We start from the raw sequence: 16,226 nt of genomic DNA, 5'->3' as shown, positions 1-16,226 counted from the left end.
ATTCATACCTAGATGTCGATGGTGTAACAGTATGTATCGATCGGATACACGGCGACACATAATGTCGCGAACGCGCACCACTGCGGTGAGATGGAGACCTCATGGATGACACGGCCTGGCGCGAGGAACGGGATGCCGCGGTGTGGGCGCCGTACGGCATCGCATCGCTCGCCGCGACGCACTGGCTCGACGACACTCCGCGCGTGTTCGATGGCGCACCGGGGACCTGGCGTGCCCACGACGGCGCGGCGCAGGGAGACATCGACGGGCGCACCGTCGCCCTGGCATCCGGCGAGGAGCTGCATCAGGGCGGCGTGCTGCTGCGCGGCTTCTTCCGAGACGGCGCGGTCGCTGTGCGGGTCCTGGATCCGCTCGCGGCAAGCGCGCGGGGCATCTCGAGGATCGAGCGCTTCCCGTACGACCCCGCGGCGGTCCGGCAAGGCACGTTCCGCCCGGTGGATGACGCGCCCGTGACGACCGAATCGGTCGACGGCCACCGTTCCACGGCGACGCACGACGGTGTCGTCTCCTTCCACCTGCTCGGCACGGCGCTGGAGCTGACCGTCGACCGGAGTCTCGACGGCTCGTTGTCCGCGGTGTTCTCCGATGGCACCAGCGGCGGCGAGAGCCACCGCTTCCGGCAACTGCGCCTACCCGCTCCCGATGCCGACGGCGCGGTGACTGTCGACCTCAATCGCGCCACGCTCCCGCCGTGCGCGTTTTCGGATCACTACGTGTGCCTCCTGCCGCCGGCCGAGAACCGAATCACGGTTCCGGTGCGTGCGGGGGAAGCGCTCGTGCGCTGAGGCGGTCTAGCGGCAGACGCGGACGCTGCGACCGTCGAAGCCGACGACGTCGCCGATCTGCAGTTGGCGGCCACGGCGGCGGTCGATCTCGCCGTTGACCGTGACGAAGCCGTCGATGATGGCCTCCTTCACGTCGCCGCCGGAATCGAGCACGCCGGCGAACTTGAGGAACTGCCCGAGTCGGATGCTGTCGCCACCGATCGGCACGTCGGTCGGTGTGGCGGTCATCCCGCAATGCTAATCAACTCTTGACGTTGCCTGGTCGTTTGTTCTAGCTTTTATTCATGCCTAAACAAAGTCGTGAAGTGGCTTCGACGTCGCGCACCCAGGCGGACGTCAATCGGACCGCGGTCCTCGCGCGTCTCGGAGCGCGCGGCAGCGCATCGCGGGCCGACCTGGCCCGAGAACTCGACCTCTCCCCCGCACTGCTCACCCAGCTCACCCGCGACCTCCTCCGGGAAGGTCTCATCGAAGAGCTCGAGCAGACGACGAGCAACGGAGGTCGCCCCGCGCGCCTTCTCGGACTCGTCTCGCAGAACTTCACGGCGCTGGGCGTGAAGGTCGCCCCCGATCACGTCGCCATGGTCGAGGTCGGGATCGACGGCGACGTCGTGCGCTCGGACACGCGACCCTTCGAGGCGATCTCCCCGCTGGCGACATCCACCCTCGTCGGCCTGGTGTCGAACTTCATCGCCGAGGGCTCCGGAACGCGCCTTCTCGGCGTGGGGGTGGGGCTGCCGGGCAACGTCGCGGAGCAGGGTGTCGGCATCGTCGACTCCACCCAGCTCGGATGGAACCAGGTGCCGCTGGGCGAGATCCTGCGCCGCGCCCTCAATCTCCCCGTCGTCGTCGAGAACAACGTCAACGCGCTCAGCGCTGCCGAGCGGCTCTACGGGCAGGGGCGCGAGCACGACGACGCACTGGTCGTGACGATCGGAAACGGTGTCGGCGCCGGCCTGATCGCCGGCGGCGCGCTGGTGCGCGGACGCGCGGGCGGCGCCGGCGACCTCGGCCACATCCCCGTGCGAGAAGACGGACCGCTCTGCCAGTGCGGAAACCGGGGATGCCTGGAGGCGCTCATCGGTCAGGCCGCCCTCGTCAACGACGCCCGCTCGATCCGTCTCATCGGTCCATCCGAGACCATCGACGATCTGCGCGCCCTCGCCGACGCGGGCAATCCGGGCGCCGCCGAGATCTTCGGCAACGCCGGTCACATCTTCGGCCGCGCCCTCGCCGGCGCGATCAACCTGTTCGACCCGTCGGTCGTGGTGCTTCTCGGCGAAGGCGTGCAGGCCTGGCCGCACTGGGCGCCGGAGTTCGAGAAGGCCCTGCGCAACGCACTCGTGCCGGGCAAGCGCGGCACCCCGGTCGTCGTCGAGAGCTGGCAGGACGACCGCTGGGCGCAGGGTGCAGCCGCACTCGTCCTCGCGACCCCGTTCGACGCAGACGGCGTCGCCGGTGAGCAGGGGCGACTGGTGCGGGAGCGGATGGTCGCGACGACCGGGACGGGCGCATGACGACCTACGCCACCCCGGCGACGATCATCGCCGCGGAGCCGATGATGCAGCGAAGGCGCCGACCCTCCGCCCGCGTGCGCGTGAAGTACGTGCTGACGGTCCTCGTCTTCCTCCTGCCGAGCCTCATTCCCCTCCTCGCGTTCGTGATCGGGCCGATGATCTCCGCCGCGTGGACGTCGCTGCACTCCTGGAACCTGATCGGCCCGATGCAGTGGGTGGGGCTCGACAACTACGCGTTCCTCCTGGGCGACCCCGCGACGCACCAGGCCTTCCTGCACACCGTCGCCTACATCGTCGGATACCTGCCGCTCGTCTACGTCGGCGGCCTCGCCCTGGCGCTCGCCCTGAACTCGCGACTGCGCGGGCGCGCCGTGTTCCGCGGCGTCTACTTCCTCCCCGTCATCACCAGCTGGGTCGTCGTCGCGCTGGTCTGGCGCTGGCTCCTCAGCCCGAGCAACGGCGTCGTGAACACCGTCCTCTCCTGGGTCGGGATCCAGGGTCCGGGATGGTGGGCCGATCCCGCGTGGGCGATGCCCTCGATCATCCTCGCCTCGGCATGGAAGGACCTCGGCTTCGTGATGGTGATCCTCCTCGCGGGGCTGCAGACCATCAACCCGGACCTCTACGAAGCAGCGGCGCTCGACGGCGCGGGGTGGTGGCGGCGCCTCCGCAGCATCACGATGCCGCTCCTGTCGCCCTCCACGTTCTTCGTGATCGTCCTCTCGCTCATCAACGGGTTCCAGGTGTTCGACCAGGTCTACGTGATGACCGGCGGCGGCCCCAACGACGCGAGCCGCGTCGTCGTCCAGCAGGTCTACGACCTCACCTTCCGGTACGGCCAAGCGGGGATGGCATCCGCCCTCTCGTGGCTGCTGTTCTTCGTCATCCTCGTCATCACGCTCATCCAGTTCTACGGCCAGAAGAGGTGGGTGAACTATGAGTGAGACCGCTCGTCGCCCCTTCCCCGTCGGAAAGACGCTGCTCTACATCGCCCTGGTCGTCGGCGGACTGATCATGCTGTTCCCGTTCATCTGGACGGTGGTCACCTCGATCACTCCCGGCGCGACGCTGACATCGACCCCGAAGCTCATCCCCGACAACGCGTCGCTGGCGCCGTATGCCGAGCTGTTCAACCGTGTTCCGTTCGCGCAGGTCATCGCCAACTCTCTGATCATCGCGATCGTCAGCACGATCCTTCAGCTGGTGACCAGCTCCATGGCGGCGTACGCATTCACTCGCCTGCCGTTCCGGGGGCGCGGCGCGATCTTCGTCCTGTACCTCGCGACGATGATGATCCCGTTCCAGGTGCTCATCGTGCCGTTGTTCGCGGAGATGAAGACGCTCGGACTCATCAACACCTACCTGGGTGCGATCCTCCCCACGATCGCGTCGGCCTTCGGCGTGTTCCTGCTGCGGCAGGCGATGAGCACCGTTCCCTACGACCTCGATCAGGCGGCCACGCTCGACGGAGCCGGACACTTCCGCATCTTCTTCCAGATCATGCTGCCGCTCGTGCGGCCGGCGCTGGCGACGCTCGCGGTGTTCGCGTTCCTGAACACCTGGAACAGCTTCCTGTGGCCGCTGATCATCCTCCGGGACCCGACGATGCAGACGCTCCCCGTGGCGCTCTCGACCCTGCAGGGCCAGTTCTCGACCCAATGGGACGTGCTGATGGCGGGCTCCGTCGTCAGCATCATCCCGATGCTCGCGCTGTACCTCTTCGCTCAGAAGTACATCGTGCAGGGCGTCGCCGGCACCGGACTCAAATGACCCACCCGACCCTTCACCACCATCACATCAAAGGAGATACCCCCATGAAGAAGTCCCTCATCGCGGCGAGCGCCGTCGCGATCCTCGGAGCCGCCGCGCTGACCGGCTGCTCCTCATCGTCCTCGCCGTCGGGAGACGACAGCGGTCCGGTGACCATCACGTACTCGAACTTCATCTCCAACGGCGGCAACGAGGCCAACCTCAAGACGATCGTCGACGCGTTCGAGAAGGAGAACCCGGACATCACGGTCGACGTCCAGACCGCCGCGTACGCCGACTACTTCACGAAGCTGCAGACCGACCTCGCGGCCGGAACCGAAGCCGATGTCTTCGACGTGGATGCCGGCAGCTTCGCCAACATCCAGGCCAACGGCGTCCTCGCCGAGATGACCGGCGTGGATGCCTCCAAGTACCGCACCTCGGTGCTCGACAGCTACAAGGTCGACGGGAAGCAGTACGGTCTGCCGACCTCGTTCTCCAACGTCGTCCTGTTCTACAACAAGGACCTCTTCGACGCCGCCGGCGTCGGCTACCCGACCTCCGACTGGACGTGGGCCGACGAGAAGGCCGCTGCGGAGAAGCTGACGAACAAGGATGCCGGTGTCTGGGGCGACTACCAGCCGGTCAGCTACTACGAGTACTACAAGGCAGTGCAGCAGGCGGGTGGCACCTTCCTGAACGACGACAACTCGGCATCCGACTTCAACTCCGCCGCCGGCAAGAAGGCGGCTGACTGGATCGCCGGCAAGTCCGGCACGGTCATGCCGACCGCTGCGGACGGTGCGGGCACCGCCGACTTCGACACCAACCTCTTCAAGGAGGGCAAGCTCGCGATGTGGCACACGGGGATCTGGATGATCAGCCTCGTGGGCGACCTGCCCTTCGGGTGGGACATCGCGGTCGAGCCCGGTGACACGCAGAAGGCCAGCGCGACATTCTCGAACGCCGTCGTCATCTCGAAGAACTCGAAGCACCAGGAGGCCGCGCAGAAGTGGGCCGACTACCTCACGAGCTCGAAGACGATGGTCGACACGCGCCTGTCCGCCGGCTGGGAGCTGCCGCCGGTCGCCGACGACTCGCTGCTGAAGCCCTACCTCGACAAGACGCCGCCGGCGAACCGTCAGGCCGTGTTCGACGCGCTGGAGCACATCGCCGTCGCCCCGCAGCTCGGGACCAACGCCCAGCAGATCCAGGATGACGTGACGAACGCGCTCGGCGAGATCGCGGCGGGCCGCGCGACGACCGCCGACGCCATCCCCGCTCTGGCGACGCAGGTCGACGGCCTGCTCAAGTAATCATCCACAATCCGGTCGCGCCCGCGATGCCCCCCACGTCGCGGGCGCGACCACTCCTCCGAAGGACACACCGTGGCCACACGCGCACTCGACCCGGGCGACGTCCACCGTCTCGCCGATCACAGTCTGACCCTGATCACCGAGCTGCAGACCCCCGAAGGCGCGTACCCGGCGAGCCCCACGTTCTCGGCGTACGTCGGGTACTGCTGGCTGCGCGACGGGGCGTTCATCGCCGACGCGGCATCGACCGCCGGGGCGGCCGAATCCGCGACGCGCTTCTTCGACTGGTGCGCACGCACGCTCACCGCCCGCGCAGAGCAGATCGACGCCATCGTCCGTGCGACGCATGCGGGCACGCCGCCGAGCGGCGAGCACATGCTGCCCGCCCGCTTCACGTTCCAGGGCGAGGACGGCACCGATGACTGGTGGGACTTCCAGCTCGACGGCTACGGCACCTGGATCTGGGCGCTCGGAGAGCACCTGCAGCGCCACGGCCTCGAGGCCGACCCGTACCGCGAGGCCGTCGCTCTGACGGTCGACTACCTGCTCGCCTCATGGCAGCGACCCTGTTACGACTGGTGGGAGGAGCACGCCGAGCACGTGCACGTCTCGACGCTCGCCTGCATCGCCGCGGGCTTCCGTGCATCGCTGGACCACGACCTGATCTCCGGCGAGCGCGCCGCCCGGGTGGAAGCGGAGCTCGCCGCCGTGCGCACGCGCCTGCTCGGCGACGGCGTGCGTGACGGCCACCTCATCAAGTGGGTGGGCAGCACGGCCGTCGACGCCAGCCTCGCGGCGGCGATCGCTCCGCTCGACGTGATCGACCCCGCCTCCCCTCTCGCCCATCGCACGATCGAGGTGCTCGAGGCGCACCTCACGGTCGACGGCGGCACGCACCGCTATCTCGGCGACACCTTCTTCGGGGGCGGGCAGTGGCCCCTGCTGAGCTGCTTCCTCGGGCTCGCCCACGACGCCGCCGGCGACGAGGCGCGCGCGAACGAGCTGTTCGACTGGGCGGCCTCGACCGCGACATCCCGTCTCGACATGCCGGAGCAGGTCGATCACCACCTCATCGCCCCCGGGATGCGGCAGGAGTGGATCGATCGCTGGGGCACGGCCGCGACACCCCTGCTGTGGAGTCACGCCATGTTCCTGCGCCTCGGCATCCAACTCGGCCGCATCCCCGTGCACCGTCCGTCCGTCATCTCCGAAGGAAACGCCTGATGCTCCGCCACCGCCCCGAAGGGTCCGGTCACCCCTACTCCGTCGACACGGAGCAGCGCTCCCCCGCCACACCGCTCGCGGGCGAACGCGCCCTGCTGGGCGTTCGCGCCGATGCCGGCGTCGTCACCGTCGCCGCCACGCTGCAGTGGCATCCCGACGATGGCGCGTCGACGTCGACCGAGCTGACGCTCGAGCGCGTCGCCACGACGTCGCGGGGCAAGGTCACCGATGGCGGCCACCTCGCGTCCGCTGCGGCACGCCTCGCGCGCGCCGCGGGCGGATGGCAGGCCGAGACGCCCCCGCTCCAGTCGGGCGGACGGTATCGCTACCGCTTCACGGGCACGCACGAGGACGGGCGCGAGGAGCGCACCCGCTGGTTCGAGTTCCGTGCGGCGCGGTGGGAGAGCGCGTCCGACGCGGTCGACGAGATCGGCATCGGGCGGGTCGTGCCCGGGAGCGTCCGCGTGCTTCGCGACGGCGCACGCAACCATCGCGTGCGCTTCGCACTCCCGCTCGCGCCCGGTGAGCACGTCGCCGGATTCGGCGAGCGCTACGACGCGATCGATCAGCGCGGCACGACGCTCGACTCGATGGTGTTCGAGCAGTACAAGTCGCAGGGCGCAGAGCGCAAGACCTACCTGCCGATGCCGTTCGCGCACGTGATCGGCGGGGCCGGGTGGGGCTTCCACGTCGACACCTCGCGACGGGTGTGGTTCGACCTGGGTGCGAGCAACGCCGAGGAGATCGTCATCGAAGCCGAGGTCGGCGACGATGAAGCCCTCCGTGTGCGCCTCTTCGACGGCACGCCGACGGAGGTCCTGGGCGCGTTCCTCGACGTCGCCGGTCGTGCGCAGGAGCTCCCGGGGTGGGTGTTCCGGCTCTGGGCGAGCGGCAACGAGTGGAACACGCAGGCCGAGGTCATGCGGCAGATGGACCTGCACGCGCTGCACGGCATCCCGGTCGGGTCCGTCGTGATCGAGGCGTGGAGCGACGAGTCGACGTTCACGGCGTTCCGCGACGCCGAGTACGAGGTCCATTCCGACGGTGCGCCCCATCGGCTGGCGGACTTCACCTTCCCCGCGGAAGGCGCGTGGCCCGACCCGAAGGCGATGACCGACGAGCTGCACGCGCGCGACATCAAGCTGCACCTGTGGCAGATTCCGCTCCTCAAGATGCGCCCGCACCCGCACGGGCAGCTGAAGGCGGATGCCGAGGCGGCGATCCGCGAGGATGTGCTGATCCGCGAGCCCAAGCCCGGCGGCGGGACACGCCCGTACCGCAATCGCGGCTGGTGGTTCCCGCTGGCGCTCATGCCCGATCTGACCGATGAGCGGGCCGCAGCATGGTGGACCGAGAAGCGCCGGTACCTCGTGGAGGAAGTCGGCGTGGACGGCTTCAAGACGGACGGCGGCGAACATGCGTGGGGCCGCGAGCTCGTGTACCTCGACGGGCGTCGGGGCGACGAGAAGAACAACACGTTTCCTGTCGCGTACCCGAAGGCGTATGGCGATCTGCTGCGCTCGGCCGGCAAGGCGCCGGTGACGTTCAGCCGCGCGGGCTTCACCGGCTCGCAGGCGCACGGCGCGTTCTGGGCGGGCGACGAGAACTCGACGTGGGATGCCTTCCGCTGGTCGATGAACGCCGGGCTCACCGCTGCGGCCTCGGGCATCGTGTACTGGGGCTGGGACATCGCCGGGTTCTCGGGCGAGATCCCCTCGGCCGAGCTGTACATTCGCGCGCTGCAGGCATCCACGTTCGTGCCGATCATGCAGTACCACTCCGAGTTCAACCACCACCGCGCCCCGTCGCGCGACCGGACGCCGTGGAACATCGCCGAGCGCAGGGGCGACGAGCGCGTGCTCGACCTCTCACGACGGTTCGTCGCGCTGCGCGAGGCGCTCGTGCCCTATCTTGAGCGGTCCGCGCGAGAGACGATCGCGACCGACCGGCCGCTCATGCGCCCGCTGTTCTTCGACTGGCCGGCCGACCCCGCGGTGTGGACGGCACCGACCCAGTGGATGCTGGGTGCCGACCTGCTCGTCGCGCCGGTGCTGGAGGAGGGCGCAACTCGCGGGCTGGTGTATCTGCCGGAGGGCGAGTGGATCGACGTGTGGACCGGCGAACGCCTGGCCGGAGGACGATCGGTCGAGGTGGATGCCCCCATCGAGCGGATCCCGGTGTTCGCACGGGGCGACGCTGCCCCCGAAGTGCTGGCGCTCTTCACCGATCGGGGCTGACGAACGTGAGCGTTGAAGCCTACGCAGCGTTCGAGGCCTACACGGAGCGGGTCGTAACAGCTGCGAGAGCGCACCCCGAGATCGTCGGTGTGGCGCTTGTGGGCTCAGGGGCCGAACCGCACCGCATTGATGCATGGTCGGACCACGATCTCGTCATTGTCGCGACGTCCGCCGCTGTTGACGCGTTGCGCACCGACCTCGCGTGGCTACCCGATGCGACAGAACTCGCCGGCGTGGCGCGCGAATGGCACGACGGCTTCAAAGGGATCTTCGTCGATGGTCGGATCATCGAGTTCGCGGTGACCGATCTCGACGAACTGTCGAGCTTTCCGATCAATCGTGGACGCGTGGTCTACGACACCGGCGGCGTTCGTGAGGCGATCGAGGTGGCCGCGAGCGCGACGCCGCGACGACCGGTGTCGGATGCCGCCGCCCTGATGCTCGTCTTCATCGTTCAGCTGGCGGTCGGCGTCGGACGGGCACGGCGAGGTGAGATCCTCAGCGCCGGGCAGGTCGTCCGGTCAGAGGCCGTGCAGACGTTGCTCGACCTGTGCCTCGAGGTGGCCGAAAATAGCGGCGGTGGCGATGACCCCTTCGATCCACGGCGCCGATTCGAGCTCGCGGAGCCTACGATGGCGCGGGAGATCGCCGACGCGATGATCGCTACGCCCGAGGATGCCGCGCGGGCACTCCTCGAAATCGCGGACGCGCGTTTCGGCCACCACGACACCTGGCCCGTGGCTGCTGCGGCGGCTCTGCGGCGGAAGTTCGGGTGGTGATGCCGCAGCTGAAGCGCCACGATCACCGCGCATGTCGGTCACGCACGATTGGGTTCGATTCGTCACCGCGCTGCCCCTTGGAGGGACTCGAAGACGAGTTCCGCATCCTGCACTTCGACATCCATCGACACTTTCCCCGGAATTACGCGGATCCTTGAGATCCAAGCACAGTGAGCGACGTCCGAAAACAGCCAGTTGGAAAGTACTAGTGCGGGCTATTGCCCGTGGTCCTTAGCAAAGGCGTCGTCGAGGACCTCTTGACCTTGACTTAGCAAACCGCGGATCACGAATGAGAGCTGGTCGAGCGCTTCGAGCCAGTAGTAGATGTCTTGATCATCCGTGAATCTCCCGCATGATCGCAGCAGAGATTCCGTCACGTCTTGCACGTCCCACATTGCCTGGAGGGCGACTCTATCGAGGTCGTACGGTCGAGGTCCGAGGAGGGCGACACCTGGGTCGCCGCTTCGCAGCGCGCTGATGTTGCCCAATCTGGTCGCGTGCACGTGGCGGCTGGCGTGACGGTATCGCGCCCTGTCGCTCGGCTGCTTGACCTCATTCTCAAGCCGAGAAAATGGGACCCGACGCGGATGCCGGTTCTGCGCACTTGTCTTGGTGAATCGTGGTAGAGCCCACCCGTTCTCAACCAGCATGGATTCACCGTGAGTCGCAATCACCGCATTGAAGCGACTCTCGAGCTCACGCTCAACCGCAAGCCATTGGCTGCTCCGGCGCGCGGCCCCAGTCGGTCTCAGATCGTCGACCGACTTCCACATGTCCACGATATGACTCTCAAGATAGCGTTCAGACAACTTTGCCTCGAAACGGTGGAGGAATTTCGCGATCACCCGGACCTCGTGCAACGTCCGCGCTAAAGCGAGTGCGCCCGACGGGTAGCCCATCGTCGTAAGCACGAAGACCTCTTCCGTCAAAACCAGTGATCGAGCGTGGAGCTGGGCGAGGGCCTGAACCTTCGGCGCAGCTCGATGGCTTTTTGGCATCCACTTCGACAGCGCGAGGTCGTTCACTTTTCCGGCCACCTGGATATAGCCGGCGAGCAAGTATCGAGTCATCGCGAAAGCCTCGCCGATTAGCTCCCCGAGCGGCGCCAGGCCTCTGGCGCGAGCCACGCCAAGCCCGAGGGCGTCGTTGACAAGATCCAGGAGGTGGCGGTCCCACAAGTACTCCGCGTCACTCACCAAGTGCGCACTCTGGAGGCGCTTTGGCGATGGGCTTGATCGAGCTCCTCGAATGCGACGCGACAGGCGTCTCAGAATCACGTCCTCGTGTTCCGAATCGTCCACGGGATCGGATGCTCCTGCGTCACCGCTCTCCATAACCCGACACTAGGTCGTGGCATACCACCACCGTCAGCAGCGCGGTAATGGATCGCGCGAGTTCGAAGGCGCGCCGTCCCATGCACGGCCGCTTGGTAAGTCGTACCCGATTCAGTGGCTTCGAGTCAAGTAATCTCCTCGTCGGAGCTAACTCGAGCAAGTGTCGTGGGCGGAGAGTGTGAACAACGCGATTCAGTGGTTCTACCTCGGTGTGGGCGTGCTCGCCATTGTCCTGCCTCTCATCGTCGTTGGATTTCTTCGACCGTGGCGGCGCATTGGAGCTGATTGGCGGTGGGCCTTGTGGGGGCTAGCGGCCGCAATCGGTGTACTCGTCGGCAGCCTCATGCTTGTCTCGATTCTTGGCTCGTCAGGGGACCTCAGTAACTCGCGAGCCCAACTGCTCGACGCAGGGCTGGCGGCGATGGGGCCAGTACCGGGCGCCGTTCTTTTCGCGCTCATCGTGATCGTGACCGTGCTGGCCAGTAACTGGTTGGCACGCGGACGGCGGGTTCCCGACGTGCTGGACGCGACGACGACGCGCATATTGGCGCGACGCGGCGTGAACATCGACGAGCTCCGGGCGGCCTACGTTCCGACCGCGGAGTTCTCCGAGGATCTGTTCGACGCGTCGATTTCGCTGGGGCAGGCCGACCGGGAGGCGGGCATCCTCCGAGCCCGGGTCCTCGCATACTCGCCTCGCGGGCGACGGAGTCGAGACCTGCGCCGGGCGGCGTCCGCTCTAGAGTCTCGCGTCCGCGCTGCGACAACACCGAACGCGATGAAGGCGACCCTGGCCGAGTTGAGGACGATCGCAAGACACGTCGAGGGCGGCGAACTTCCCCAGCAATAGCCGAACGCTCTTCGTGCTGGATGCCTTGATCTCGATAGCCAATCGGGCAACGCCAGCGGACCGGACCATCGCGTGCGATCTCGATCCCCCTGCGGCCATCGACCGGTTGAGGGCCGGGTATCGCTCACGTGGAAGTTCAGAGCGCGACGTGCAGCGGCCAGTCGACGAGCGGAGAGTCGCTCTTGACGTAGAGCGGATGCTGCGGGCGGCCGTTCTTCGTGATCTTGAGCGCCTTCAGCGGCGGCAGCAACTTGAGAGCTTGAGCGACTCGCACGGGACTCGCATTGGTTCCCCATCCGGCCACGACAGTGCCAGCGGCTTCCGCGAGGACGCGATCGTTTTCGGGACCGACGGGGTCAGACGCCGCGAGCATCACTGCCGGGCTCGGCGTGCGGTACGCGTACAGGTTGAGGATCGTCATGCTGCCGAACCCTTCGCGCTGCGAGAAGTTCACGCATCGACGCAGCGTCGGGTCAAGATCGATCGCGTCGGCGGTGCTCGGATTCAACAGCACGAAAGTAATGGTCCGCAGCGACGTATCCCAAACGCGCGTCAGGCTGTACCGGTAGTCACCACGGATATCTGCGGTCGCAGAAACGAAGTGAGTCACGCTCAGATCGTAGCGGCCACGCAATCGTCGCCAACGATCACAACGATCCCTATCCGGACGGTGGGCGATTGAGGGACCGTGTCGTGCACGCATTGGGGGCGGCGCTCCGTACGCACCGTGCAGCGGCTTGTCGAGTTCGCGGCAGCGTGACTCTGATGGCCGCCGATATCGTGAGAGAGACTGCGTAGTGAGAGCACTGGTGGCCTTTCGAGTCGCATCGAGGCGGTCATCCCAAACGGCTGTCCCGGCCCGGGCTCTGAGGACTAGCGCTCGCGTTGTCGGGGGTTAATGTCATCGGCGGATCACCCAAGGAGAGGATCGATGATTGGCGTCGGCGAGAACTAACAAGGCACGAAAGAAGGCACGCAACTCGCGAGGGCGCATGAGTCGTGTAGCTCCGGACATAGGCGACCCGCCCGCGACTACGCCCGAAGTACTCGTTGCGGGATTCGGCCCCAGGCGCGACTTCGCGGCGTTCGCAGATGCAGTCGCCGACGACCCGGCGGTGCTCGGGTTCGTGCTCGCACGCTGGGAGGCTACGAGGCGTACGACAGCCGCAGAAACGCCGCTATATCTGACTGCGGCTGGTTGGGGCCTGCTGGGACTAGTGCCCCCCGCAGATGCCGCATTGACTCGCTTGGGAGCCGGATGGCCGTGGCTGACGACACCAACGGACCGCTGGGCGGCTGCGCTCCGAGGCGGCCTGGACGCCTTGGTCGACGTGCTCATCAAGATGCGTCAAGGCCTGAATGTTGCCGTGGTCGTTAGTGCGCGGGCCTTCTTAGAGCGGTGGACGTTCAATGTTGCCTCCAGCCACTCCATCCGATGGAAGCAGGCGGGAGAGTCAGACGCTGACTTCATCTCACGTGTTTGGGGGCATTACGGGCTGACGGCGCTCGGACGCGATCCAGGTAGAGATTGGGCATTTCTGTCCGAACTGCAGCACGGACGCGAAGTTTCGATCGGAAAACGCAGTGTCGACTTGCAGGCGACGGGGGCTGCGCAGGTTGCACTTTATGCCGAGATCGCCCGAATAATCGAGATCCCGATGCGGCAAGTGCGCGGCGGAATCCGCGAGCACGCCGCGAACGCTGGCATCGACGCGTTTGACCTTGCCTTATCAGCTCAACTCCGACTTAGCTCAACTCCGAAAGAGCCGGCGGAGTTGCGGCGCTTGCTCTCTCCGCCCGACCTAGTTTCCATGCATGACGCGGAGCTCGAACGGTCACGAACTGAGGCGTGGGGCTACCGCGAGCATTCGTCCCACGCGGATCCAGACATCGTCGTTGACCGAGTCGCTCACAATGACATTCTCGGTTCCTTCATCGAGCGCCTCTCGCGCCGTTTCGAGAACGCAGCGGCTGCGGCGGCGCAGGAGCAAGCGATGGTCGGTGACCGATTCGATTATGGGCACCTGGCCGCTCGCTTGTTTCGCTATCTGGCTATCGCGGGGATGGCGGAAGTCGTTGGTCTGGAATGTGCAAACAGTGGTGGGGATAATCTTCGGTTCGCTGGTAATGCGCTCACCTCTGCGTGGAACTACTGGCTCGAAGACAACGATCTCTCACTCGCTGGGGTGCGGGTGCTCGCTGAACAGACGGCCATTGCTCGCGCTCACCGATTGAAGCCTGACAAGGCGGCGAGGCTGGCCGCCCGTCCCGATCTTCCCGCATCCCGCTGGTTCGAACTCGCTGGGTGGGCGCGACTATCGGTGTTCATCCGCGTGCTAGGCGAATTCTCGCACTTTGGCCTCGCGATGCGACGCGATGGCGCGCGCGAAACACTGACCACGCTGAACATCGAAGACGACGAGACGGAGGCCCCGTTTGGAGCCCGACGAGAGGCTCTCGATCAAGCTGCCTACATGCTCGCGCACGAGATCGCGACGAGGCTCGATGAGTTGGCGCCCGACCTAAGCCGTGTGTTTCGAGATCGTGTCACGTTGCTCGACCACGGTGAGCACGAGGCGCGCCTCACGGACTGGCTGAACTTGGCGCTCGCCCACCGGGCTACGGACCTCGGGGCCCCCGACGTCAAGAGGCCTTCAAATGAAGTCGCGGCCCATCTTCGGGACGCCGCCCCCTGAAAGGCCAGGGATGGTGCCGCGGTCGATGTCGATTTCGGTCCACGGGGCGCGTGCGCGCGCCCGCGAGGGCAGCATCGTGACCGAGGCGAGGTGATGCAGTGCGGTCCGGGCCTTGGCACGGCTGCGTCGGGCTCACTCGACTTCCCGGGTGCGGCAGCGCTCTGCGCGACTGAACTCGGCCCTCGACTACGGAGCGTCCACCGCGGGAGCGCAACGCGGCCGCTGTGGCTCGGCGGCGGGGCATTGTCGGGGCCGTGGCTATCGTGTTGTTAGGGGTGAATGGCACCCAAAATCGGGGGGGCTCCATGGACTGGTTCTTTGACGGGCTGGGGACGATGCTCATCGGATTGGTCATCGGCGGGGCGGCGGGGAGCACGATCACTTGGCGCATCATGTCGAAGCGCTCGACGGTGAAGCAGAAGCAGCGCGCGGGCGACAACGCGGCCCAGATGCAGGTTGGCCGCGACGCGAAGAATACGAAGCAGTGAGTCCCGATCGTCAAACCCAGCGTGCTGGGGAGAACTCCACCCAGGTGCAGGCCACGACGGTCGTGATCAATCAGGGCATCTCAGAGGAGAGAGTCCACGAGATCATGCGGGTGGAGCGCGAACGCCTGAAGCAAGAGTTCGAGGTCGAGGCACGAGCGGTCATCGACGTCCGGTTGGAAGCTCTGGATGCCCGACTACTTCCGGCACTAGCAGAGGGCGACGACTTGGGCGAGTTCGCCAATCCGGCATTCGTGCGCGCCTATCGCAAAGCGCAGAACGGCGCGGCCGCGAGCGAAAGAGAGTCGGACTACGACATGCTCGCTGGGCTGTTGAAGGAACGCGCGGACCGCTCGACTGAACGACCGACGATCGCCGGAATCGAGAAGGCGATCGAGATCGTCGACCTAGTGGATGACGATGCGTTGCGGGGCATCACGGTGCTTCAAGCCGTGTTCACGTTGAGCCCGAACTCTCACTTGGCGTTCAAAGGTCTCGATGCCATGGAGACGTTGTTCGCGCAGCTGCTGGATGGACCGCTCCCCGAGGGAGCGGACTGGATGGATCACTTGGATGTTCTCAACGCAGTTCGCGTGACCAGTGGCAGTGACTTCCGGCCCTTCGATGAGTACTACACGGAGAGACTTCACGGTTATGCGTGTCCGGGCATTCTGGCGGAGAACGTTCCAGCAACGCTAAGCCCGCCTTACGAGCACGTGACTTGGGGTGACAGCCTCATCGACCACGAATTCAAGCCGGGATTCAAACGCATCGGTGCATCGAATGAGCGCACCATGCGGTACCTCATGGGGCTGAACGGAGTCGACGACGCTCAGATCGAAGCGACCGTCTCAGAGGCGAACTCCGCAATGGGCTTCGCTGGAACTGACGCAGAAGCCATCACCGGGTTCATCGCGGCGCTGGATCAGCGGCCGAGCCTCTCGGCAATTCGCGCCTGGTGGGGGCGAATCCCCAGCCACCTCGCAATCACTGCGGTGGGTAAGACGCTCGCGCGAGCAAATGCCTATCGATTAGATGTTTCCGGGTCGTATCCGCGCGATTAGGCATCCACGGCGGGCGTGATCCGGGTGAGTCCCATAGCGTGGTGTCACTTCCCGCGGGGGTCTCGTCGTTGTAGACGATGGGGGGCCACCGTGGGATGACCAGTTGTTTCCGGCAAGAAGCAAAGAAGAGATCCCACGATGACCCAGAACCAGTCTGCCTTGACGACCC

15 protein-coding genes are annotated in these 16,226 nt (G+C 66.2%); 12 read left to right on the top strand and 3 right to left on the bottom strand.

What is annotated here, in order from left to right; all coding sequences use genetic code 11:
• Nucleotides 1–101: 101 nt before the first annotated feature.
• Nucleotides 102–806, top strand: a complete 705-nt coding sequence (locus J0I43_RS00110) for a DUF1684 domain-containing protein (protein ID WP_292857126.1) — start codon at nucleotides 102–104, stop codon at nucleotides 804–806.
• A gap of 6 nt (nucleotides 807–812) precedes the next feature.
• Here J0I43_RS00110 and J0I43_RS00105 read toward each other — a convergent pair whose 3' ends face one another.
• Nucleotides 813–1,034: an RNA-binding S4 domain-containing protein gene (locus J0I43_RS00105; protein ID WP_292857124.1), complete on the bottom strand. Its 222-nt coding sequence runs from the start codon at nucleotides 1,032–1,034 to the stop codon at nucleotides 813–815.
• A 77-nt stretch (nucleotides 1,035–1,111) separates the two neighbouring features.
• Between J0I43_RS00105 and J0I43_RS00100 the strand changes: the two genes are divergently transcribed.
• The 7 genes from J0I43_RS00100 to J0I43_RS00070 all read left to right on the top strand — a co-directional run bounded on the left by J0I43_RS00100 (nucleotide 1,112) and on the right by J0I43_RS00070 (nucleotide 9,628).
• Nucleotides 1,112–2,323, top strand: a complete 1,212-nt coding sequence (locus tag J0I43_RS00100; RefSeq protein WP_292857122.1) for an ROK family transcriptional regulator — start codon at nucleotides 1,112–1,114, stop codon at nucleotides 2,321–2,323.
• Nucleotides 2,320–3,267 (top strand): carbohydrate ABC transporter permease, encoded by a 948-nt coding sequence (locus J0I43_RS00095; protein WP_292857119.1) that lies wholly within the window; start codon nucleotides 2,320–2,322, stop codon nucleotides 3,265–3,267. The genes J0I43_RS00100 and J0I43_RS00095 overlap by 4 nt, the downstream gene beginning before the upstream one ends.
• Nucleotides 3,260–4,093, top strand: a complete 834-nt coding sequence (locus tag J0I43_RS00090; protein ID WP_292857116.1) for a carbohydrate ABC transporter permease — start codon at nucleotides 3,260–3,262, stop codon at nucleotides 4,091–4,093. The genes J0I43_RS00095 and J0I43_RS00090 overlap by 8 nt, the downstream gene beginning before the upstream one ends.
• Before the next feature lie 44 nt (nucleotides 4,094–4,137).
• Nucleotides 4,138–5,388 (top strand): sugar ABC transporter substrate-binding protein, encoded by a 1,251-nt coding sequence (locus J0I43_RS00085; protein WP_292857113.1) that lies wholly within the window; start codon nucleotides 4,138–4,140, stop codon nucleotides 5,386–5,388.
• Nucleotides 5,389–5,460: 72 nt separating this feature from the next.
• Nucleotides 5,461–6,612, top strand: a complete 1,152-nt coding sequence (locus J0I43_RS00080) for a glycoside hydrolase family 15 protein (RefSeq protein ID WP_292857110.1) — start codon at nucleotides 5,461–5,463, stop codon at nucleotides 6,610–6,612.
• A complete protein-coding gene (locus J0I43_RS00075) occupies nucleotides 6,612–8,849 on the top strand; it encodes a TIM-barrel domain-containing protein (RefSeq protein ID WP_292857107.1) in 2,238 nt (745 codons plus the stop codon). Before J0I43_RS00080 ends, J0I43_RS00075 begins: the two co-directional genes overlap by 1 nt.
• Nucleotides 8,850–8,854: 5 nt before the next feature.
• Complete coding sequence (locus J0I43_RS00070; RefSeq protein WP_292857104.1) at nucleotides 8,855–9,628, top strand: hypothetical protein; 774 nt, start codon at nucleotides 8,855–8,857, stop codon at nucleotides 9,626–9,628.
• Nucleotides 9,629–9,843: 215 nt separating this feature from the next.
• Here the strand turns inward: J0I43_RS00070 and J0I43_RS00065 are convergent, their stop codons facing one another.
• Nucleotides 9,844–10,824, bottom strand: coding sequence for a DUF5677 domain-containing protein (locus tag J0I43_RS00065; RefSeq protein WP_292857101.1), 981 nt, complete (start codon nucleotides 10,822–10,824; stop codon nucleotides 9,844–9,846).
• Nucleotides 10,825–11,140: 316 nt separating this feature from the next.
• Between J0I43_RS00065 and J0I43_RS00060 the strand changes: the two genes are divergently transcribed.
• Complete coding sequence (locus J0I43_RS00060) at nucleotides 11,141–11,812, top strand: hypothetical protein (protein WP_292857098.1); 672 nt, start codon at nucleotides 11,141–11,143, stop codon at nucleotides 11,810–11,812.
• A gap of 136 nt (nucleotides 11,813–11,948) precedes the next feature.
• On the opposite strand, the gene J0I43_RS00055 is transcribed toward J0I43_RS00060, so the two are convergent.
• Nucleotides 11,949–12,446 carry a DUF1643 domain-containing protein gene (locus tag J0I43_RS00055; RefSeq protein WP_292857095.1) on the bottom strand — a complete coding sequence of 166 codons (498 nt, stop codon included), beginning with the start codon at nucleotides 12,444–12,446 and terminating at the stop codon, nucleotides 11,949–11,951.
• Between the two features lie 688 nt (nucleotides 12,447–13,134).
• Between J0I43_RS00055 and J0I43_RS00050 the strand changes: the two genes are divergently transcribed.
• The 3 genes from J0I43_RS00050 to J0I43_RS00040 all read left to right on the top strand — a co-directional run bounded on the left by J0I43_RS00050 (nucleotide 13,135) and on the right by J0I43_RS00040 (nucleotide 16,057).
• Nucleotides 13,135–14,508 (top strand): hypothetical protein, encoded by a 1,374-nt coding sequence (locus J0I43_RS00050; protein ID WP_292857093.1) that lies wholly within the window; start codon nucleotides 13,135–13,137, stop codon nucleotides 14,506–14,508.
• 254 nt (nucleotides 14,509–14,762) lie between these two features.
• Nucleotides 14,763–14,996 (top strand): hypothetical protein, encoded by a 234-nt coding sequence (locus tag J0I43_RS00045; RefSeq protein WP_292857091.1) that lies wholly within the window; start codon nucleotides 14,763–14,765, stop codon nucleotides 14,994–14,996.
• Entirely contained in the window at nucleotides 14,993–16,057 is a 1,065-nt protein-coding gene (locus J0I43_RS00040) for a hypothetical protein (protein WP_292857089.1), read from the top strand. The genes J0I43_RS00045 and J0I43_RS00040 overlap by 4 nt, the downstream gene beginning before the upstream one ends.
• The last annotated feature ends 169 nt before the right edge of the window (nucleotides 16,058–16,226 follow it).

It is taken from the genome of Microbacterium sp., assembly GCF_017305435.1.
Lineage (GTDB): Bacteria > Actinomycetota > Actinomycetes > Actinomycetales > Microbacteriaceae > Microbacterium.
The sequence above is the reverse complement of the archived record's forward strand: the minus strand, read 5'-3'. Positions and strand labels throughout refer to the sequence as shown.

Coding starts and splice junctions, on each gene's coding strand:
- J0I43_RS00085 (WP_292857113.1), top strand. CDS start 4,138: ATGAAGAAGTCCCTCATCGCGGCGAGCGCCGTCGCGATCCTCGGAGCC.
- J0I43_RS00095 (WP_292857119.1), top strand. CDS start 2,320: ATGACGACCTACGCCACCCCGGCGACGATCATCGCCGCGGAGCCGATG.
- J0I43_RS00075 (WP_292857107.1), top strand. CDS start 6,612: ATGCTCCGCCACCGCCCCGAAGGGTCCGGTCACCCCTACTCCGTCGAC.
- J0I43_RS00105 (WP_292857124.1), bottom strand. CDS start 1,034: ATGACCGCCACACCGACCGACGTGCCGATCGGTGGCGACAGCATCCGA.
- J0I43_RS00110 (WP_292857126.1), top strand. CDS start 102: ATGGATGACACGGCCTGGCGCGAGGAACGGGATGCCGCGGTGTGGGCG.
- J0I43_RS00090 (WP_292857116.1), top strand. CDS start 3,260: ATGAGTGAGACCGCTCGTCGCCCCTTCCCCGTCGGAAAGACGCTGCTC.